At 33.5% G+C, this 22477-nt stretch carries 13 protein-coding genes; 12 read left to right on the top strand and 1 reads right to left on the bottom strand.

Features of this window, described 5'->3' with window-relative positions:
- Window positions 1–15 precede the first annotated feature (15 nt).
- The 6 genes from ACP15M_RS05035 (at window position 16) to queG (ending at window position 7828) form a co-directional block, all read left to right on the top strand.
- Window positions 16–1077: a cytochrome c oxidase subunit II gene (locus ACP15M_RS05035; protein WP_425076095.1), complete on the top strand. Its 1062-nt coding sequence runs from the start codon at window positions 16–18 to the stop codon at window positions 1075–1077.
- 23 nt (window positions 1078–1100) lie between these two features.
- The gene (locus ACP15M_RS05030) at window positions 1101–2891 is read left to right on the top strand and encodes a cytochrome c oxidase subunit I (protein ID WP_425076094.1); all 1791 of its coding nucleotides are present in this window, start codon (window positions 1101–1103) and stop codon (window positions 2889–2891) included.
- 102 nt (window positions 2892–2993) lie between these two features.
- Window positions 2994–4016: a Holliday junction branch migration DNA helicase RuvB gene (gene ruvB, locus ACP15M_RS05025; protein WP_425076093.1), complete on the top strand. Its 1023-nt coding sequence runs from the start codon at window positions 2994–2996 to the stop codon at window positions 4014–4016.
- Complete coding sequence (locus ACP15M_RS05020; RefSeq protein ID WP_425076092.1) at window positions 4017–5357, top strand: cytochrome P450; 1341 nt, start codon at window positions 4017–4019, stop codon at window positions 5355–5357. It begins immediately after the preceding gene.
- Window positions 5358–5500: 143 nt separating this feature from the next.
- Window positions 5501–6844 carry a cytochrome-c peroxidase gene (locus ACP15M_RS05015; protein ID WP_425076091.1) on the top strand — a complete coding sequence of 448 codons (1344 nt, stop codon included), beginning with the start codon at window positions 5501–5503 and terminating at the stop codon, window positions 6842–6844.
- An 87-nt stretch (window positions 6845–6931) separates the two neighbouring features.
- Window positions 6932–7828 (top strand): tRNA epoxyqueuosine(34) reductase QueG, encoded by an 897-nt coding sequence (gene queG, locus ACP15M_RS05010; RefSeq protein WP_425076090.1) that lies wholly within the window; start codon window positions 6932–6934, stop codon window positions 7826–7828.
- A gap of 1 nt (window position 7829) precedes the next feature.
- Here queG and ACP15M_RS05005 read toward each other — a convergent pair whose 3' ends face one another.
- Window positions 7830–10190 carry a DUF5686 family protein gene (locus ACP15M_RS05005; RefSeq protein WP_425076089.1) on the bottom strand — a complete coding sequence of 787 codons (2361 nt, stop codon included), beginning with the start codon at window positions 10188–10190 and terminating at the stop codon, window positions 7830–7832.
- Window positions 10191–10347: 157 nt separating this feature from the next.
- Between ACP15M_RS05005 and ACP15M_RS05000 the strand changes: the two genes are divergently transcribed.
- The 6 genes from ACP15M_RS05000 to ACP15M_RS04975 all read left to right on the top strand — a co-directional run bounded on the left by ACP15M_RS05000 (window position 10348) and on the right by ACP15M_RS04975 (window position 22421).
- A complete protein-coding gene (locus tag ACP15M_RS05000; RefSeq protein WP_425076088.1) occupies window positions 10348–12642 on the top strand; it encodes an NADP-dependent malic enzyme in 2295 nt (764 codons plus the stop codon).
- Window positions 12643–12706: 64 nt separating this feature from the next.
- Window positions 12707–13288 carry a Holliday junction branch migration protein RuvA gene (gene ruvA, locus ACP15M_RS04995; RefSeq protein WP_425076087.1) on the top strand — a complete coding sequence of 194 codons (582 nt, stop codon included), beginning with the start codon at window positions 12707–12709 and terminating at the stop codon, window positions 13286–13288.
- Window positions 13289–13293: 5 nt separating this feature from the next.
- Window positions 13294–20835, top strand: a complete 7542-nt coding sequence (gene sprA, locus ACP15M_RS04990) for a cell surface protein SprA (RefSeq protein ID WP_425076875.1) — start codon at window positions 13294–13296, stop codon at window positions 20833–20835.
- 59 nt (window positions 20836–20894) lie between these two features.
- Complete coding sequence (gene gcvH, locus ACP15M_RS04985) at window positions 20895–21275, top strand: glycine cleavage system protein GcvH (RefSeq protein ID WP_425076086.1); 381 nt, start codon at window positions 20895–20897, stop codon at window positions 21273–21275.
- Entirely contained in the window at window positions 21247–21633 is a 387-nt protein-coding gene (locus ACP15M_RS04980) for a VanZ family protein (protein WP_425076085.1), read from the top strand. The genes gcvH and ACP15M_RS04980 overlap by 29 nt, the downstream gene beginning before the upstream one ends.
- 62 nt (window positions 21634–21695) lie before the next feature.
- Entirely contained in the window at window positions 21696–22421 is a 726-nt protein-coding gene (locus ACP15M_RS04975) for an energy transducer TonB (RefSeq protein WP_425076084.1), read from the top strand.
- The last annotated feature ends 56 nt before the right edge of the window (window positions 22422–22477 follow it).

Genomic DNA, 22477 nt, shown 5'->3' with positions numbered 1-22477 from the left:
AGAAGACAAACGACAATGACTGCTTTTTTAACACTTATAATAGTACTTTTTATAGCTATTGCTATTTGGCAAATGGTGAAAATATTTGACCTTGCTCAAGTAGGTTCAGATAATGGACAAGTAGCTACAGATAAAGATAATACGCTTAATGGCTATTTGATGATGGGATTTTTAGCCTTCATTTATATCATTACAATTCTTAGTTTTTGGTATTTAGGAGACTTGCCATTAATGTCTAACTCTGCTTCAGAGCATGGTCCACAAATTGATAATCTTATGATTATCTCGATGGTTATCATCTTTATTGTTCAAACATTTACGCAATTCCTATTACATTATTTTGCATACAAGTACAAAGGAGAAAAAGGACGTAAAGCATTGTTCTATGCAGACAATAATACTTTAGAAGCGATTTGGACATTCATTCCTGTTGTTGTTTTAGCTGGTTTGATTATTTACGGATTGTTTACATGGTCTAGCATTATGAATATTGATGAAAGTGAAGATCCTATTGTTATTGAATTGTATGCACAGCAATTTAACTGGAAAGCAAGATATGCAGGAGAAGATAATACTTTAGGTATGGCTAATGTAAGATTAATTGATATTGATCGTGCTAACATATTAGGTGTTGATGAATCTGATCCTAATGCTCAAGATGATATCATAACAACTGAACTTCACTTACCAGTTGGGCAACCAGTACTATTTAAGATGCGTTCGCAAGACGTATTACACTCAGCTTATATGCCTCACTTTAGAGCACAAATGAACTGTGTTCCAGGTATGATTACGCAATTTGGATTTACTCCAACTGTTACTACAGCTGAAATGCGTCAAAATCCTGATATTATAGATAAGGTAGCTAATATTAATGCTATTAGACTAGAAAACAAGGAAGAAATTGAAGCAAAAGGTCAAGAATTAACTTATGAATTTGATTACCTATTATTGTGTAATAAAATTTGTGGAAAGTCACACTACAATATGCAAATGAAGATTATTGTTGAAAGCCAAGAAGAGTATGATGCTTGGTTAAGTGAACAAAAAACATTCAAGAATTCTTTAATTAACTAAAAAAGATTTAAAAGAAATAGATTATGTCAGCACACGCAGATACTCACGCACACGACGATCATGGACATCATCATAAAGAGACTTTTGTAACTAAATATATATTTAGTCAAGATCATAAAATGATTGCTAAACAGTACTTAATTACTGGTACTATTATGGGAGTCATTGGAGTTTTGATGTCAATCATGTTCCGTATGCAAATTGCATGGCCAGAGCAACCTAATGTGCTTTTTGAAGCTTTATTAGGAAAATGGGCTCCAGAAGGAGTTATGGATGCAGATATTTATTTAGCATTGGTAACTATTCATGGTACCATCATGGTATTTTTTGTTCTTACAGCAGGATTGAGTGGTACGTTTAGTAACCTTTTAATTCCGTTGCAGATTGGAGCACGAGATATGGCCTCAGGATTCCTTAATATGGTGTCTTATTGGTTATTCTTCTTGTCTAGTGTGATTATGGTGATTTCATTGTTTGTTGAAGCTGGACCAGCTGCTGCAGGATGGACGATCTATCCACCTTTATCGGCTTTACCATTAGCACAATCTGGTTCTGGAATGGGAATGACATTATGGTTAGTATCAATGGCTATCTTTATTGCTTCTTCATTATTAGGATCATTAAATTATATCGTTACAGTAATTAACTTACGTACAAAAGGAATGTCTATGACAAGACTTCCGTTAACGATTTGGGCTTTCTTTGTAACAGCTGTAATTGGTGTTGTTTCATTCCCAGTATTATTATCTGCTGCCTTATTATTAATTATGGATAGAAGCTTTGGAACATCATTCTTCTTATCTGATATATTTATACAAGGTGAAGTATTACACTATCAAGGTGGTTCACCAGTTTTATTCGAACATTTATTTTGGTTCTTAGGTCACCCAGAAGTTTATATTGTAATTCTACCAGCAATGGGATTAGTATCCGAAATTATGGCATCTAATTCACGTAAACCTATTTTTGGATATCGTGCCATGATTATGTCTATACTTGCTATTGCATTTTTATCTACAATAGTTTGGGGTCACCATATGTTTATCTCAGGAATGAATCCATTCCTAGGTTCTGTATTTACATTTACAACCTTATTAATTGCAATACCTTCAGCAGTAAAAGCCTTTAACTGGATTACGACTATTTGGAAAGGTAATGTGCAGATGAATCCAGCTATGCTGTTTTCAATCGGTTTTGTGTCAACATTTATCACTGGAGGTTTAACAGGAATCATCTTAGGAGATAGTGCTTTAGATATTAATGTTCACGATACATACTTTGTCGTAGCGCATTTCCACTTAGTAATGGGTATCTCTGCACTTTACGGAATGTTTGCAGGAATCTATCATTGGTTCCCTAAAATGTTTGGTCGTATGCTAAATAAAAACTTAGGATATTTACATTTTTGGGTTACTGCAGTTTGTGCTTATGGTGTGTTTTTTCCAATGCACTTTATAGGAATGGCTGGTTTACCAAGACGTTATTATACAAATTCGAATTTCCCATTATTTGATGATACAGCTAATGCTAATGTTGTGATTACAATATTTGCAATCGTTGGTGGTATTTTCCAATTGGTATATTTATGGAATTTCTTTTATTCTATTTTCTACGGAAAGAGAGCTGTTAAAAATCCATGGAAATCAACAACCTTAGAATGGACTGCTCCTGTAGAGCATATGCACGGAAATTGGCCAGGCGAAATTCCTCACGTACACAGATGGGCTTATGATTATAGCAAACCTGGACATGATGAAGATTTTGTTCCTCAAAACATCCCATTAAAAGATGGAGAAGAAGAACTTCAGCATTAAAAGTCTAAATAAAATATTGAAAAGCCTTTCGTTAATTTCGAAAGGCTTTTTGTTTATATTTGCTTATATACTGAACTCGTTTCAGTACCTAATTAATAGATTATGAACGAAAACTTAGATCCTACAAACGATAACTTTTCTCCTGAAGAACTTGATGTAGAAAAAAAGTTAAGGCCTTTATCTTTTGATGATTTTACAGGTCAGGATCAAGTATTAGAAAACCTTCAAATTTTTGTTCAAGCGGCTAACGGAAGAGCCGAAGCTTTAGACCATACTTTGTTTCATGGACCTCCTGGACTTGGTAAAACAACATTAGCACATATCTTAGCGAGCGAGCTCAATGTAGGAATAAAAGTGACTTCTGGACCTGTACTTGATAAGCCAGGAGACTTAGCAGGTTTATTAACCAATCTAGAAGAACGTGATGTACTATTTATTGATGAAATTCATCGATTGAGCCCAATAGTAGAAGAGTATCTGTATTCAGCCATGGAAGATTATAAAATCGATATCATGATTGAGTCTGGTCCTAATGCTAGAACAGTTCAAATTAATTTAAATCCATTCACTTTAGTTGGTGCAACAACACGTTCTGGATTGTTGACTTCTCCAATGCGAGCACGTTTCGGGATACAAAGTCGCTTACAGTATTACAACACTAAATTGCTAACAACCATTGTGCAAAGAAGTGCGTCTATATTAAACGTTCCTATTTCAATGGAAGCTGCTGTGGAAATCGCAGGTCGTAGTCGAGGCACTCCAAGAATTGCTAATGCATTATTGCGTCGTGTTCGTGATTTTGCACAAATAAAAGGAAACGGAAGTATTGATATTGAAATTGCAAAATTCGCTTTAGAGGCACTTAATGTTGATGCACACGGCTTAGATGAAATGGATAATAAAATCCTCGAAACCATTATCGAAAAGTTTAAAGGTGGTCCTGTTGGAATTACAACGATCGCAACTGCAGTAAGCGAAAGTCCTGAAACTATTGAAGAGGTTTATGAACCCTTTCTCATACAACAAGGCTTTATTATGCGAACACCTCGTGGTCGTGAAGTTACAGAACAAGCATATAAGCATTTAGGTAAAATTAAAGGCCCAACACAAGGAGGTTTGTTTTAAATGAGTAGCGAAAAGCAAATACCTACAGTTTCACTAAACCGTTTCATTAAACATTCGTTAGAAATACTCCAAAACCCATTGCCATTTCATCATAACAATTTTATTGAACATGGTGACGTTTTTAGGTTGAAAATAGGTTTCAATACAGAAGCCTTTTTTTGTAGAGATGCAGCTTTAGCTGAATATGTCCTTCAGAAAAATCAAAAAAACTATGTCAAGTCTAAGATTCAAACCGAAGATTTAGCAAAATATGTTGGTAAAGGTTTGCTCACTTCAGAAGGTGAACACTGGCGAAAACAACGTAAGCTTATCCAACCAGCGTTCCATAAAAAACAGCTTCAGAACTTATTAGATTCTATTAAAAAAGCTATTCTTTCAGAATATTCTAGAATCAATACCAATAAAGTGATTGATATCTTTCCAATCCTAAATGATTTGGCATTTCAAACGGTTGTGAAATCACTTTTCAGTAGTGCTGCAAATCAAAACGATATTGATAGACTTCAATACATTACCGAATCTGCTCAAAAAATGTTGGTAAAAGAATTGCGACAGCCTTATTTAGGTTGGTGGTTTTCTTTGAGTGGTACAATTGATAAACATTTGAAGTTAACAAGAGAAGCAAGACAAATTTTAAAGAGAATTGTCAATGAGAGAAGAGCATCAAATATTAAGCAAAATGATTTGTTAGATATGTTGTTGGATGCTAAATATGATGATGGTAGTTTTATGGAAGAAGAACAACTTATAGATGAAATTCTTATTTTGTTTACAGCTGGTCATGAAACCACTTCAAATGCGTTGACCTTTACGTTTCAATTGTTGGCAAAGCATCCTGAATGGCAAGAAAACATCTACAAAGAATACATAGACATAAAACAGCAAACGGAAGATGTAATGACTCAAATTATGGCTTCTAAAATTTGCCAGCAAGTCGTAGAAGAATCAATGCGATTGTATCCTCCTGCGTATTTTATTGATCGCGTTAATCTGTCTCCAGATGATTTCAATGGCATGCATTTTAAAGCAGGTTCTAATTTGTTGTTTTCAGTGTATGAAATGCATCGACATCCTGATTTATGGGAACAGCCCGAAGTTTTTTTACCTCAAAGGTTTAAAGAAGGTGGACGTAAATTTTCATCTCAATATTTTCCGTTTGGAGCTGGACCACGAAAATGTATTGGCAATAATTTTGCCATGTTTGAAATGATAATTGCCGTAAGTGAATTGATCTCAAAATATAGAATTAGTCCAGAGTTTGATACTATTGAAATCACGCCATTAATTACGTTAAAGCCTAAAAATGCTTTTTTAAAGTTTGAACCAAGAACTAATAATTAAATGAATCTTAGTTTTTTAGCTTGATTATTAATCGTCTTATCGTCAGTGTTTTATGATTGTCTGATAAAAATGGATTTCATCTATTTTTTTGATGCTTTTAAATAAGACTTCATAATTTTCTTGAACAATTATAACCAATCAACATGAAACTTTCTAAAATTATTTGCAGGTTTTTTCCTGTAATATTGTTAATGGTAAGCACGTCTTGTGCTTCAGACGATGACTATGTTCAAGTTCCAATTGAGAATATTCTTGAGCAACGATTAGTAGATCTTTATGGATCTAAAGAAGCATTAATTTTACCATATTCAAACGAATTTAGTTCAATACCAAGTGATCCTAATAATCCAATAACAGAAGCAAAAGTAGCTTTAGGAAAACTGTTATTTCATGAAACAGGACTTGCAAAACTTCCTAATATGGAAGAAGGAATGCATACCTATTCTTGTGCAAGTTGTCATCATGCTAAAGCAGGATTTCAAAGTGGAATAAAGCAAGGTATTGGTGAAGGTGGAATGGGATTTGGGCTTTTTGGAGAAACACGTCATAAAAATCCAATGTATCAAGATGCCGATTTAGATATTCAGCCAATAAGAAGTCCGAGCATACTCAATGTTGCTTACCAAGAAGCTATGCTTTGGAATGGGCAATTTGGAGCCACTGGAATTAATCAAGGCACTGAAGCAAATTGGACGATAGGTACACCTAAAGAAGTTAATAATTTGGGTTTTGAAGGTGTAGAAATTCAAGCCATTGCAGGCTTAGATGTGCATCGACTTATGATTGATGAAACGTTTATTATAAATTCAGATTATAAAGATTTATTCGATGAAGCTTTTCCTAATATAGCTTTAGAAGAACGCTATTCAAAATTAAACGCTGGTTTAGCAATAGCTGCTTATGAAAGAACGGTCTTACCAAACCAAGCGCCTTTTCAAAATTGGTTGCGAGGTGATGTAAATGCTATGAATGCTAACGAAACCAAAGGAGCAATGCTATTTTTTGGAAAAGCTAATTGTTATTCGTGTCATTCTGGTCCAGGTTTAAATGGAATGGATTTTTACGCTCTAGGAATGAAAGACCTTGAAGGCGATGATGTTATTAATAGTGTTGATGAAGCGACTAAGAAAGGACGTGGAGGATTTACAGGAAATCTAGAAGATGATTATAAATTTAAAACACCTCAATTATATAATTTAAAAGATGTTTCCTTTTTTGGTCATGGTGGAAGTATAGAGACTATTAAAGCTGTTATAACTTATAAAAATCAAGCTGTAAAAGAAAATTCAAATGTACCTTCAGAATTAATATCACCTTTATTTGTGCCTTTAAACTTATCTGAAGTAGAAGTAAATTATATTACATCTTTCTTAGAAACTGCTCTTTATGATAATAACCTTCAACGATATCAACCAACCGAATTACCAACAGGAAATTGTTTTCCTAATGCTGATGAAGAATCTTCAATAGATATGGGATGTGATTAAACGGAAAGATTATTACAATCAAAAAAAATATTGCTATCTACTAACAATGTTTTAAATTTGATTGTGAATAAAGCTAAACATTCAAAAATGATTAAAGCCGAAGCTAAACGCCTCGGTTTTTTGTCTTGTGGGATTAGTAAAGCTGAATTTCTAGAAGACGAAGCGCCTAGACTTGAACGATGGTTGAAGAATAATTCACATGGCGAAATGCGCTATATGGAAAACCATTTTGACAAACGCTTAGATCCAACAAAATTGGTCGAAGGTTCAAAGAGTGTGGTATCGTTATTACTCAATTATTTTCCTTCGGAAATTCAAAATCCTGAAAGCTATAAGCTATCTAAATACGCATACGGAACCGATTACCACTTTGTAATTAAAGATAAACTAAAACACTTGCTGCACTTTATTCAAGAAGAAATTGGAGCGGTACATGGTCGCGCTTTTGTAGATTCGGCTCCTGTTTTAGATAAAGCTTGGGCAGCAAAATCGGGTTTAGGTTGGATTGGTAAGCACAGTAATTTATTAACGCAACAAGTCGGTTCGTTTTATTTTATTGCAGAATTAATTATCGACTTAGACTTAGAATACGATACACCAACCACAGACCATTGTGGAACATGTACTGCATGCATTGATGCTTGTCCGACAGAAGCGATTACCGAACCTTATGTGGTTGATGGCAGTAAATGCATTTCGTATTTTACGATTGAGCTCAAAGACAATATTCCATCAGAGTTTAAAGGACAATTTGACGATTGGATGTTTGGTTGTGATGTGTGTCAAGATGTTTGTCCGTGGAATCGGTTTTCAAAACCACACAGCGAACCCTTGTTCAATCCGCATCCAGAATTATTGTCGATGACCAAAAAAGATTGGGAAGAGATTACTAAAGACACGTTCAATAAAGTGTTTAAAAAATCGGCAGTAAAGCGTACCAAATTTGAAGGCTTACAACGCAATATTAAGTTTATTAAAGATTAAACTACTTAAACGTAAAGCCCATAGCGAACTTAAATACAAAATTATCGTTAGAGTCTGGTAAGTGATGAAATCCGTAACGATAAAAGCCTCCAGCACCAACACCTAAATAGCCAAGATCTAAATAATTAATTTTAATAATATTTCGTAGCTCTAAACCTGTTTCTAAAAAGAGCTCTTCTTTAGTTTTAAATGCAATATTTTCATGGTTAGATGCTTCAGATAAATCTCCTATGCCAAAGTTATTATGTAATACAACTTCAGGAGTAAAAAAGCCTTTATTATTAAGTAACATTCCGAAGTTATGATTGGTAAACAAGTGCGCATACCTGTCAGATAAAAACTCATAAGGCGTTGTGGTTTGAAAGTAATTTTGAAACACATAAGGGAAGTTGTCGTCATAACTACCTTCACCAGTAAACAATTGTCCGTAAGGAATAGATGAATCAATATACCCTAAATCTAATCGATATGTGGTTTTTCCGAGAGCTTTTATTCTAAAGCTATGATCTAATGTAAACTGAATTTTATGATAGTTAAAATCACTTCCAAAAAGGTTACTTAAACCTTTAGAGTAGTTTAGATTTAAAACAGGATCGTCACTTTCTAGTCGTGTGATAGCATTAAAGACATTGTTTAATTTTTCGTTTACAAAATAACTAATGCCAATGTGTATTTCAGAATTGGTATAGTTGGTAATGGTTTTAGAATTAGAGTTAAAATGATAGTTATAAAGCGGAACCACTTCCGAAGTATACAACCCAATAGACCAATCAATATTTCTGTAAAGCTTCATTTTGGTTTTAAAACTAAAGGCTTTTATCTGGTCCATTTGTTCAGCTAAAACGCTACGCGTATTAAATAAAGACAGATTATGCTTAGTAAATGAAGTTCCAGTTTCTTTTAAATTGTTTTCGTATTTGAATTGTATTTTAATATCCTTTTTACTTGGCACGTCAATTAAGAGCGAGCCACCATATTTCCATTCGTAATCTTGAAAACCATATCCTGCAAATCCTCCAATCGAAACGTGCTTAAATACAGTTTCGTTGGTATAAAAACCAGCACCAAGTCTTACACCTTCATGTTTGTTGTAGCTAATAATTTTAGATAAATCTAGATCAATGTATTTTAAAGGAAATCGTCCTTTAGCTATTTTTTCAGTGTACGAAAGAAGTTTGTCAAACTTGAGTTTTTCTCCAATACTATCGACTACAACATAGGTTCGAATTTCTTTAGTGTTTAACGAATCATGCCTTGCAGCATTCCAAAATAAACGATCTTTTTTTGTTGCCTCTTTTTGAATTCCGATAGGTAATACAGCAAAGTCTTTTTTGGTTAGCTGTGTATTGAGTTCAATTTCTGAAAGATAACTCTTACCAACATATTTAATACGTCCAAATTGTTCTCCAATAGTAATCTGAAAATTTAACTGTTCTGGAAACCAATGCTTATTATCTATAAGATTATATTTCTGTTGAATAGTCATTTCTATTTTTCCAGAGTTAAAGGTCGTTGCATCAACACTTTGAACTGCATAATTATTAGAATTGATATAGATAAGTCCTTTTAATCCTTCAAAATTTCTATTAGCATTCGGTTCAAACGAAATGACAAAAATGGTATCCTTGTCTCTAAGGTATTCGTCTTGAAGTCTAAATTTATATTTCTTGGTACTTCCTTTAGATATCGGATTTAAATAATCGGTTTCAAATAAAGAAAGATAGTCTTCGTAAAACGAAAAGGGTTGAATGGTATTGGCTAAAAAAGCAAAATTTGGTGTTTTAAATCCGGAGCTTCTGGTAGCAATGATGCTGTCTTCATAAAGCTTTGGCTTTAGGTACTTTCGTTTAGCAACAGTTTCGGTAATAAACAAGTACGATTGTTCTAAAAACTTGTCTATTTCTTTTAAAGAGTCTTCTTCAACTTTCATGTCTTCGGCATCAACAACAACTTTATCATAAGATTGATAAGAGAAAGCACTTAGGTTTTCAGGATTATTTAACGCCTTGTTTTTAACAGCAAGCTTAATAATGCGATGCGCAGGATTTACAGTATTTGTAATCACAACCTCATCTAAAGCACTTGCTTTTTGTTTGAGAAAAATAATCTTTGAAGTTAAATTAGAAACCTCAAGAGTTTTAGATTCGTAGCCAATATAACTAATGCTAATCGTTTGAACCCGTTTAGGAAAACTAAATATACCATCAATATCAGAAATGGTGCCACTGTAAACATCATTATCAAAAATGATATTGGCAAAAGCAACAGGTGCTTTTGTATTAAAATCTAGAATGGTAAACGAATTGTTTTGCGAATAACTTTTTAAGGCAAATAATGCAATTAGTACAATGAGTTTTTTCATTTTATTAATAGTAGTTGATTATTCTTACAACGTATTGAGTAAAAATAAAGTATCTATTTTTAAAAAAGAGTCTTTTGAAATTCCTTTTGCTATAAAACTGTTACATTTGTAGCTTAGTTTTTATTCAAGTTGAATTTTTGATTTAAATCACAATTCCATGAGCAAACAGAGCAAAAGAAGAGAAGCCTTAGTATATCACGCTAAACCTAAACCAGGAAAAATAGAAGTCATTCCAACAAAAAAATATGCGACACAACGAGATTTGTCCTTAGCATATTCTCCTGGTGTTGCAGAACCTTGTTTAGAAATCGAAAAAAATAAGGAAAATGCTTATAAATACACTGCTAAAGGAAACTTAGTAGCTGTGATTTCTAACGGAACAGCAGTTTTAGGCTTAGGAAATATTGGTCCAGAAGCTTCAAAACCTGTCATGGAAGGAAAAGGTTTGCTCTTTAAAATCTTTGCAGATATTGATGTATTCGATATTGAAGTAGATACCGAAAATATTGATGAGTTTATCCAAACAGTAAAACATATAGCGCCAACGTTTGGTGGTATTAATCTTGAAGACATAAAAGCACCTGAAGCTTTTGAAATTGAAAAACGATTAAAGGAAGAACTTGACATTCCTGTCATGCATGACGACCAACATGGTACTGCAATCATTTCTGCAGCAGCTTTAATTAATGCCTTAGAACTTGCTGAAAAAAAGATTGACGAAGTACAAGTCGTTATTAGTGGAGCTGGAGCAGCAGCAATTTCATGTTCTAGATTGTACCAAGCTTGTGGTGCGAAACGAGAAAACATGGTGATGCTTGATAGCAAAGGTGTGATTAGAAAAGATCGTGACAACCTAACGTCTCAAAAAGCCGAATTTGCTACAGGTCGAAACATTGATACACTTGAAGAGGCTATGAAAAATGCCGATGTGTTTATTGGCTTATCAATGGCAGATATCGTGACGCCAGAAATGCTTAAAACAATGGCAGCAAATCCAATAGTATTTGCCATGGCAAATCCAGATCCTGAAATAGATTATAAACTCGCTGTCGATACTAGAGATGATATCATAATGGCTACAGGACGAAGTGATCATCCTAACCAAGTTAATAATGTACTCGGATTTCCATTTATTTTTAGAGGTGCTTTAGATGTAAGAGCAACTAAAATTAATGAAGCCATGAAAATGGCAGCCGTTAAAGCCTTAGCAAAATTAGCAAAAGAGCCTGTTCCTGAGCAAGTAAATATTGCTTATGGCGAAACTAGATTAACCTTCGGAAGAGATTATATCATTCCTAAACCTTTTGACCCAAGGCTTATTGCAACAGTGCCTCCAGCAGTCGCTAAGGCAGCAATTGAAAGTGGTGTTAGTAAAGAACCTATTGAAGATTGGGATGCTTATGAAGAAGAATTGTTACAGCGATTAGGTTCTGATAATAAGATTGTACGTTTACTTCACAATCGTGCTAAAATAAATCCGAAACGTGTCGTTTTTGCCGAAGCAGATCAGCTAGACGTTCTTAAAGCAGCACAATTTACTTATGATGAAGGGATAGCTATTCCTATTCTATTAGGAAGAAAGGATGCTATCTTAGAACTTATGGAAGAGATTGAATTTGATGCCAATGTAGAGATAATCGATCCAAAGTCTGACGAAGAATTAACACGTAAAAACAAATATGCCGAAGTTTATTGGAAGAACAGAAAACGTCATGGAGTAACATTGTATTCGGCTAAAAAAGTAATGCGTGAACGTAATTATTTTGCGGCTATGATGGTAAATGAAGGTGACGCAGATGCTTTAGTTACTGGGTTTTCAAGAAGTTATCCTTCTGTAGTGAAACCTATGTTAGAGCTTATTGGTTTAGCACCAGGAGCTACTCGTATTGCAACCACGAATGTGATGATGACAAAACGCGGACCAATGTTTTTGAGTGATACATCAATCAACATTAATCCTTCAGCAAACGACTTAACACGAATTGCTCAAATGACTGCTAAAGTGGTTCGTATGTTTGGTATGGAGCCTGTAATGGCAATGACATCATATTCAAATTTTGGCTCTTCAAAAAACCAAACAGCAACTAAGGTTAGAGAGGCTGTTGAATATTTACATAAGCGTCACCCTAATTTATTAGTCGATGGAGAGTTGCAAACAGATTTTGCACTTAATAGTGAAATGCTTCAAGATATTTTTCCATTTTCTAAACTTGCAGGTAAAAAGGTGAACACACTTATTTTTCCAAATCTAGAATCTGCAAATATTACTTACAAACTCTTAAAGGAATTGAATAAAGCCGACTCAATTGGTCCAATTATGATGGGAATGCGTAAGCCTGTTCATATCTTGCAATTAGATGCTAGTGTAGATGAAATTGTTAATATGGCAGCCATTGCTGTTATAGATGCACAGCAAAAGGGAAAACTAGAAAGAGAACGCCTAAAACATTAGCAAAACATCATCTCAAAAATGTAAATAATTTTATTACATTTGAGCTTTTAACCTAAGCTAGTAAATGATTACGCATATTCAGGGGAAATTAGTAGAGAAAAACCCAACAGATGTTGTTATAGACTGCAATGGTGTTGGTTACTTATTAAACATATCTCTACATACTTATTCACAAATTCCCGATCAAGAAAACTTAAAGTTGTATGCGTATTTAATTGTGCGAGAAGATGCACATACCTTATATGGCTTTTCTTCAGTTTCTGAACGTGAAATCTTTAAGCTTTTAATATCAGTAAGTGGTATTGGAGCAAGCACAGCAAGAACCATGTTGTCTTCATTATCTCCTCAACAAGTTAAAGAAGGTATCGCTCATGGAGATGTGGCATTAATTCAATCTATCAAAGGAATTGGAGCTAAAACTGCGGCAAGAGTTATTTTAGACTTAAAAGATAAAGTTTTAAAAGTTTATGATATCGATGAAGTTTCTGTTAATACAAACAATACAAATAAAGATGAAGCGTTATCTGCTTTAGAAGTTCTCGGATTTGCTAAAAAGCAATCCGAACGTGTTTTAGATAAATTATTGTCTCAACAACCAGATGCAAATGTAGAAACCCTTATTAAGGATGCATTAAAAAATTTATAAATTTGATTACAACAACTAACTATACTTTGCTTAAATCTTTACAACGTGTTATCTTAATTCCAATTTTGATGTTGGTGAGCACAATTACATTAGCTCAACAAACGCCAACTACGCAAGATACTACGTCTACTCCAAAAACAGGATTCTCATTAGGAAACATGAATATGCCTAATCCGCAAAGTATTGTTTCAAAATATACTTACGATCCAGTTACAGATCGTTACATTTATACAGAGTCGGTTGGAAAATTCAATATTAACTATCCAATCATATTAACACCTGCAGAATATCAAAAATTAGTATTGCAAGAGCAGCAACAATTGTACTACAAGCAAAAAATCGATGCTGCAGATGGTAAGAAAGAAGGAACTGAAGATGAACAGAAAAACTTACTGCCAGAATTTTATATCAATTCAGGATTTTTTGAAACCATTTTTGGAGGTAACACTATAGAAGTTATTCCTCAAGGTTCTGTTGAGATGGATTTGGGAATTTTGTTTACCAAGCAAGAAAACCCTACATTCTCTCCGAGAAACCAAAGTAATTTTACTTTTGATTTCGATCAACGTATTAGTCTAAGTTTACTTGGTAAAGTTGGAACAAGATTGCAAGTTACAGCAAACTATGATACCGAATCTACTTTTGACTTTCAAAACTTGGTTAAGTTAGAGTACACTCCAACGGAAGATGATATCGTTAGAAAAATTGAAGTTGGTAATGTGTCTATGCCATTAAATAGTTCACTAATAACAGGAGCTCAAAGTTTATTTGGTGTAAAAACCGAATTGCAATTTGGAAAAACAAGAGTGACAGCCATATTTTCTGAACAACGTTCGCAATCACAATCTGTAACAGCTCAAGGAGGAGGAACACTTGAAGAGTTTGAGTTTTTTGCAAGGGATTATGATGAAAATAGACACTTCTTCCTCTCTCAATATTTTAGAAATAATTATGACGAAGCTATGCTTCGTTACCCGTTTATAAGTAATAATATCCAGATCACGAGAATTGAAGTTTGGGTTACTAATAGAAGTAATCAAACCAATAATGTTAGAAATGTTGTGGCCTTACAAGATCTAGGAGAATCTGATATTATAGGTTTAAACAATCCTCCATCAGGATTTGTAAATGTTGGTGCAAATCAGCCTCCTGATAATGGGAATAATGACTTTGACCCAACTAATATAGGTGGTCCTGGTTCAGAATTAAACCTTTTAATAAGAGATGTTACAACGGCTGGTCAAGGAATCAATTCAACATTAAATGCCAACGAAGGGTTTGATTTTGGGAAACTAGAAAACGCTAGAAAATTACAGCAAGGAACCGATTATCAGTTACAACAACAGTTAGGTTATATTTCGCTTAATCAAAGACTTTTAAACGATGAAATTTTAGCAGTAGCTTTCCAATATACGATTGGTGGAGAAGTCTATCAGGTTGGTGAATTTGCTAATGATGGAGTTAATTCTACAGCAACAAATAATGATGATGATGGAGATGGCATTCCTAATGATGCCGATGCTGATTTTGATTCTAATGGTGATGGAACTCCAGATAATGGAACAGATACTGATGGCGATGGGATACATGATGCTGCTGATGCAGATGTTAATGGCGATGGTGTAATCGATAATGGAGTAGATTTAAATGGAGACGGAATTAATGATAATGCCACAGTTGCCGATGGTTCTACGCAAAGTTTAGTTGTTAAAATGCTGAAGAGTCCTATTACAAACGTCGATCAACCGATTTGGGACTTAATGATGAAAAATATTTATGACACAGGTGCTTTTCAATTAGAGAAGGATGATTTTAAATTAAATATATTTTATACTGAAGCGTCTCCTCTAAATTATATTTCACCTGTCAAAGATGAGGATGGTAATATCATTGAACCTTTCCCTGTTTTTGATAATAATTCACCTTTTGATACTTCAGATGATGGTCAAATTGTAGACACACCTTTAATTCGCTTATTTCATTTAGATCGACTAAATTTTAATAACGATCCACAAGCTGGAGGTGATGGTTTTTTTGACTACGTTGAAGGCATGACTGTATTAAGTCAAAATGGTAAAATTATATTTACAAAAGTGGAACCATTTGGTCGTTACCTCTTTGATATTCTTGATACTGATGGTAACGCAAATAATAATGAAGTCGATTACGAGCAAGAGACTTACGCAAACATAAATCAAGAAAAATATGTTTACGATATTCTTTATAAGCAAACTAAAACAGCAGCATTAGATGAAGCTGAAAAAAATAAATTTCAAATAAAAGGACGTTATAAATCTTCTGGAAGTGATGGTATTCCTCTTGGAGCTTTTAATGTGCCAAGAGGTTCTGTTGTAGTTACAGCTGGTGGTCGTACTTTAGTTGAAGGTGTCGATTATACAGTGAATTATCAAATTGGACGTGTGCAAATTTTAGACGAAGCATTAAAAGCATCAAACATACCAATTAATGTTTCCGTAGAAAACAATGCAGTTTTCGGGCAACAAACTAGGCGTTTTTCAGGAGTTAATGTTGAACACCAATTCAATGAGAATTTTGTTTTAGGAGCAACGTTTTTAAACCTTAATGAGCGACCAATTACTCAAAAAGCTAATTATAATACCGAACCAATAAACAATACTATTTTTGGCTTTAATGGAAACTATTCTACCGAAGTTCCATTTTTTACTCGATTAGTTAATAAACTTCCAAATGTTGATACAGATGTGCCTTCAAATTTATCTGTTAGAGGTGAATTTGCATATTTAAAACCTGGAGCTCCTAAAGGAACAGATTTTAATAATGAGGCAACAGCCTATGTTGATGATTTTGAAGGGACTCAAGGCGCAATAAATTTATTGTCACCTCAATCTTGGGTGTTATCAAGTAGGCCAAGAGAATTAGGAAAATCTTATCCAGGATTTAATGACGAAGATGAAAATGGTTTGCAAAATGGATTTGATAGAGCCATGTTGAACTGGTATACCATTGATCCAATTTTTTATAGCAACCAAAGACCTGGAGGAATTACAGATGACGACGTATCAGATGTATATACAAGACGAATATTTATTGATGAAGTGTTTCCTGAAGTTGATGTAGCTCAAGGGCAACAAACTGTTATTAACTCTTTAGATCTGGCATATTACCCAACCGAAAGAGGGCCTTATAATTTTGATCCAGATGCTATAGATGGAACTATTGATGCTAATGATAGTTGGGCAGGTATTACAAGACAAATTACTTCTACAGACTTTGAACAAGCTAACGTAGAATATATTGATTTTTGGCTTCAAGATCCTTTCTTAGATGACACTGCACCAGCTCAAGGAGGAAAACTTTTCATAAACTTAGGTAACATCTCAGAAGATGTTTTAAAAGATGGTAAAAAACAATACGAAAATGGACTTCCTGAAAATGGAGATATTAGTGATTTAATAGCAACTAGTTATGGCACAGTTGTACCTAGAAATCAATCGTTGATTTATACGTTTTCGACAACTGGGCAAGAACGAACTAACCAAGATGTTGGTTATGATGGCTATGATGATAACGAAGAGGCAGTTCTAAGGGTTAATGGAACGGTTACTGGAGCGGATTTTGGATTAGACCCAGCAAATGATAATTATACATACTACTTAAATACTGATGGAGATATTTTTGAACGCTATAAGCGTTACAATGGTTTACAAGGAAATACTCCAGATGAATTTTCAGATACCAATAGAGGTTCTACTGCACAGCCAGATGTTGAGGATATCAACAGAGATAATACAATGAATACGATTGATAGTTATTTTCAGTATGAAATAGATATCACACCAACCTCTTTGGCTCTTGGAACTGCAAATCCTCAAATTAATGACACTAAAACTAGGAATGTAACACTTCCAAATGGAGAAGAACGCCAAGTGAAATGGTATCAATTTAGAATCCCAATTTCAAATCCTTCTGATGCTATTGGTGGTATTACAGATGTTCGATCTATTCGATTTGCAAGATTATTCTTAACAGATTTTCAGCAACCAAGAGTTTTACGTTTTGCAACTTTAGACTTGGTAAGAAGTGATTGGAGGCGATATACTTTAAGCCTTGATGACGAACCAAATAATGATAACGATAATACAGATTTAAGCGTTGGTGTAGTTGGACTTCAAGAAAACGATGGTAATTATGTGTTACCTCCAGGAGTAGAACTTGAACAGCTTAACAACAATAATAACATTATTAGGCAGAATGAACAATCGTTACAGGTTGAAGTTTGTGAGTTAGAACCAAGAGACTCTAGAGGTGTCTTTAAAAATATTAATATAGATATGCGTCAGTATAACAAATTACGTATGTTTATACACGCAGAAGAAGGTGAAACAGGTAGTTTAGGCGATGGAGATATGGTTGGTTTTATCCGAATGGGTAATGACTTTACTCAAAATTTTTATCAAATTGAAGTACCATTACAAGTGTCTTCTGGTGTGGCTTCTGCCGAAAATATATGGCCAGAGGTTAACGAAATTAATTTAGAACTGAGTGTTCTAGAACAAATAAAATCACTTGGAATTGCTAATGGAACGTTAGCTAATGAAGATCCTACTTTTTATAATTTAGTTGATGGTCAGCTAACTGAAGTTGATGAGTTTGATCCTCACACAATTGGTCAACAAAGAGTAGCAATTAAAGGAAATCCAAATTTTGGAGATGTAAGAGTATTGATGGTTGGGCTTAAAAATCCAGATAATACAGGCTTGAATATTTGTGGAGAAGCGTGGTTTAATGAGCTTCGTTTATCCGATTTAGACAATGAAGGTGGTTGGGCTGCAGTAGCAGCAGTTGATGCAAATTTTGCAGATTTTGCAGATATTAGTGCTACAGGAAGAAAGAGTACCATTGGGTTTGGCTCAGTGGAACAACGACCTAACGAACGTAGTAGAGAAGACGTTCAACAATATGATGTTGTTACTAATATGAATTTAGGACAACTTTTGCCAAAAAAATGGGGTATACAAATCCCATTTAATTATGGTATTGGAGAAGAAGTAATAACACCCGAATACGATCAGTTTTATAGAGATATAAAACTAGAAACACAATTAGATAATACCAATAATAAGGATTCTATACTAAATGTCAATGAAAGTTATACAAAGCGACAAAGCATCAACTTTATTGGAGTTAGAAAAAATAGAACAACAGAAAAGAAACCACGTTTTTACGATGTAGAGAACTTAACGTTTAATTATTCGTACAATAAAACTGAACATAGAGATTTTGAAATCGAAAATTCTTTAGAACAAAACATCAGAGCAGGAGTTAATTATAACTATAGTTTTGAACCAAAAAACATTGAGCCATTTAAGAAGAACGATTCTTTGTTTAGAGGAAAATATTGGAAGATATTTAAAGACTTTAATTTCAATCCGATTCCAACAAGCTTTTCTGTAAATACTGATATTATTAGGCAATTTAACAAACAAAAGTTTAGAGAAGTTGATTTAGCAGATGGTAATATTGGTCTTGAAGAACTCTTCAGACGAAATTATAATTTCAACTTTCAGTATGTTATAAATTATAATTTAACTAAAGCGCTAAGTCTAAACTTTACAGCTTCTAATTCAAATATTGTAAGAAACTATTTTATTGATGATAATTTAAAAGGGAGACAAGATCCTAACTTAGATGTTTGGGATGGCTTCTTTGATTTAGGAGACCCAAATATTCAAAATCAACAGCTTCAACTTAATTATGAAATTCCATTGTATAAAATTCCAACGTTTAGCTTTCTAAGAGCCACATATTCGTATACTGGAGATTTTCAATGGCAAAAAGGATCAGATTTAAATGATAATATTCCATTAGAGGTAACCGATGAAAATGGATTAACAAGAACACGACTCTATAATTTAGGAAACTCCATTCAAAATGCAAATACACATAATATCAATTCAACATTAAATATGGAGAACCTTTACAAGTATGTTGGGCTTGTAAAAAAACCTATTCGAGGAGCTAAAGGTGGACGTATACGAAGTGGAGCTCTGCCTAAAGGACTTAAATCTAAAGATAGTAAACTAGATCAAAAAAGTAAAGATTCTAATGATCCTACAGATGCAAATGGAAGCTCTAAAAAGAGTAAAGTTCCCGTAGGAACTAGAATTTTAAATGGAGCTATAGATTTAGCCACTAGTGTTAAACGAATTCAGATTAATTATTCAGAAAACAATGGTACATTTTTACCAGGTTACTTACCAACTCCAGGGTTTTTAGGAACAATTAAACCATCTTTAGGATTTACATTTGGTAGTCAAGCAAATATTAGAGACAAGGCAGCTCGAAATGGTTGGTTAACCATATACGATCAATTTAATCAGCAATATACCGAAGTCACTACAAAAATTCTTGATGTATCTGCTAATGTAGAACTAATCAAAGATTTAAAAATAGATCTTACTGGTAATAGAACTTATTCAGAGAATCTTACGCAAAACTTTAATACATCAGATTTAAATGATGATGGATTAAGTGATAGATACAATGAATTACTAACAAATTCATTTGGTAATTTTAGTATATCTACTGCTTTAATCAAAACCGCTTTTCAAAAAAGTGATGAAACACAATCTGAAGCTTTTGACGATTTCAGATCAAACCGATTAATTGTTGCAAAACGTCTTGCAAGAAAATTTTATGGCTCAGATAACTATGCTACAGATGGCGAAGGGTATCCTTTAGGTTTTGGTAAAAATAATCAAGCGGTTTTATTACCAGCATTTTTAGCAGCATACAAAGGGCAGAAAGCAGATAAAATAGGATTGTCGGCATTTAGAGATATTCCAATCCCTAACTGGCAATTAAAATATACAGGTTTCATGAAAATGAAATGGTTTAAAAAGAACTTTAAACGTTTCTCAATCACACATGGTTATCGATCGGCATATACAATCAACCAGTTTAGATCAAATCTAGATTTAAATCCAGGAGACTTACAACCAGGAGTGGCTTATGAAGATCAAGAACTAGATAAAGTAACAGACCAATCAGGAAACTTTAAAAATGAAACAATTTTTAGTAATATTAACTTAGAAGAACAATTTAGCCCATTATTTAGATTGGATTTTGAAATGAAAAATTCAATAAAAATATTGGCCGAAATGAAGAAAGATAGAATTTTATCGTTGAGTTTTGATAATAACCTGTTAACAGAAATTCAAGGTAATGAGTATATCTTAGGATTAGGCTATCGTATTAAGGATGTTCGAATTCGTTCTAAATTAGCTGGACCTAGAAGAATAATTAAGAGTGATTTAAATTTAAAGGCTGATGTTTCAGTTAGAAATAATAAAACAATCATTAGGTATTTAGATATTGATAACAACCAAATTACTCAAGGTCAAACTATTTGGGGAGCTAAATTTGCAGCAGATTATGCCTTTTCTAAAAACTTAACAGCTATTTTCTATTTTGATTATACATTCTCTGAGTACGAAATATCTACAGCATTTCCGCAAACCACTATACGTTCAGGATTTACATTGAGATATAATTTTGGAAATTAGTTCAACAATTAAATCAAAAAAATTATTTTTGTAAACACATAATAACACCACTAATAGTAATGAATATACCATCAGATTTAAAATACACTAAAGACCACGAATGGGTTAAAATTGAAGGAGATACTGCAACCATAGGAATTACAGACTTTGCTCAAAGTGAACTAGGTGATATAGTATATGTTGAAGTAGAAACTGTTGATGAAACGCTTGATATTGAAGAAGTTTTTGGAACAGTTGAAGCTGTTAAAACAGTTTCAGATTTATTTTTACCATTATCAGGAGAAATAACTGAATTTAATGAGGCTTTAGAAGATGAACCTGAAAAAGTAAACTCAGACCCTTATGGAGAAGGATGGATGATTAAAATGACATTTTCTGATGCTTCTGAGATAGAAAGTTTGCTTTCAGCAGATGACTACAAAGCTATCATTGGTGCTTAAACGCTGGTCGTTACCAATTGTTTTGGCTTATCTTATTGTGCTTACAATAGGAAGTTTAGGCAATGTTAGTGGAGTTCCAAAATTAGGATTCTCATTTGATGATAAAATCTATCATTTTTTAGCCTATGCCATTCTTACATTGGTGTTGTTTAATTATTTTAGAACAACAACTGTAAAACCTAAAATTGGACTCTCAACAAGTATTGCAATTATTTATGGCATTATTATTGAGGCTTTACAAGCCATAGTAACAGATTTTAGAACACCAGATTATTATGATGTTTTAGCTAATACTGTTGGAGCTGTAGTTGTGATGATATTACTACAAAAATTTAAAAACAAACTAGCGTTAAAATAAATAATAGCTTGCTTTTTTAACTTATTTTTGGTTAATTTAGCAACCTTAATAACTTGATAGATATGGAACCTAAGAAAAATCCAAAATCAGATGTGAGCAGAAATGCATCACTTTATTTTGCAGTAGGTTTAGCGTTAATGATGACGCTAACTTATTTAACTATTAATTATAAGTCATACGATAAATCTAATATTGATATTGGAATGGTCGATGTTGATGATGAATTAGAAGAAGAAGTTCCAATCACGCAACAAGAAATAATTCCACCTCCACCTCCACCTCCACCTCCAGTAGTACCAGAGGAAATTGAAATTGTTGAAGATGAAAAAGAAATTGAAGAAACTGTTATAGAGTCTACTGAAACCGATCAAGAAGAAGAAATTGTTGAAGTAGAAGAGGTTGAAGTAGAAGAGGTCGAAGAAGATCTTGAAATCCCATTCGCAGTTATTGAAAATGTACCAATATTTCCAGGTTGTGAAAAGAAACAAGGTAACAATGCTAAAAAGCAATGCATGTCTGATAAAATTGCGAAATTTGTAAATAGAAAGTTCAATACTGAGTTAGCAAGCGATTTAGGTTTGTCTGGAAAGCAGAGAATTAGCGTTATTTTTAAGATTGATAAAAGCGGTAATATTACTAATGTAAGAGCAAGAGCACCTCATCCAGGTTTAGAAAAAGAAGCTAAACGTGTTATTGGATTGCTTCCAAAAATGCAACCAGGAAAACAAAGAGGAAAAGCAGTAACAGTGCCTTACTCGTTACCAATTTTATTTCAAGTGCAAGACTAGTTTATTTTTAAATAGATTATATATTCAAAATCCCATCTAATTAATTAGATGGGATT

The sequence above is a fragment of the Psychroserpens sp. S379A genome (assembly GCF_049800755.1).
In the GTDB taxonomy this organism is placed as follows: domain Bacteria; phylum Bacteroidota; class Bacteroidia; order Flavobacteriales; family Flavobacteriaceae; genus Psychroserpens.
Note: the sequence above shows the minus strand (reverse complement) of the source record. Positions and strands in the feature narration are given on the sequence as shown.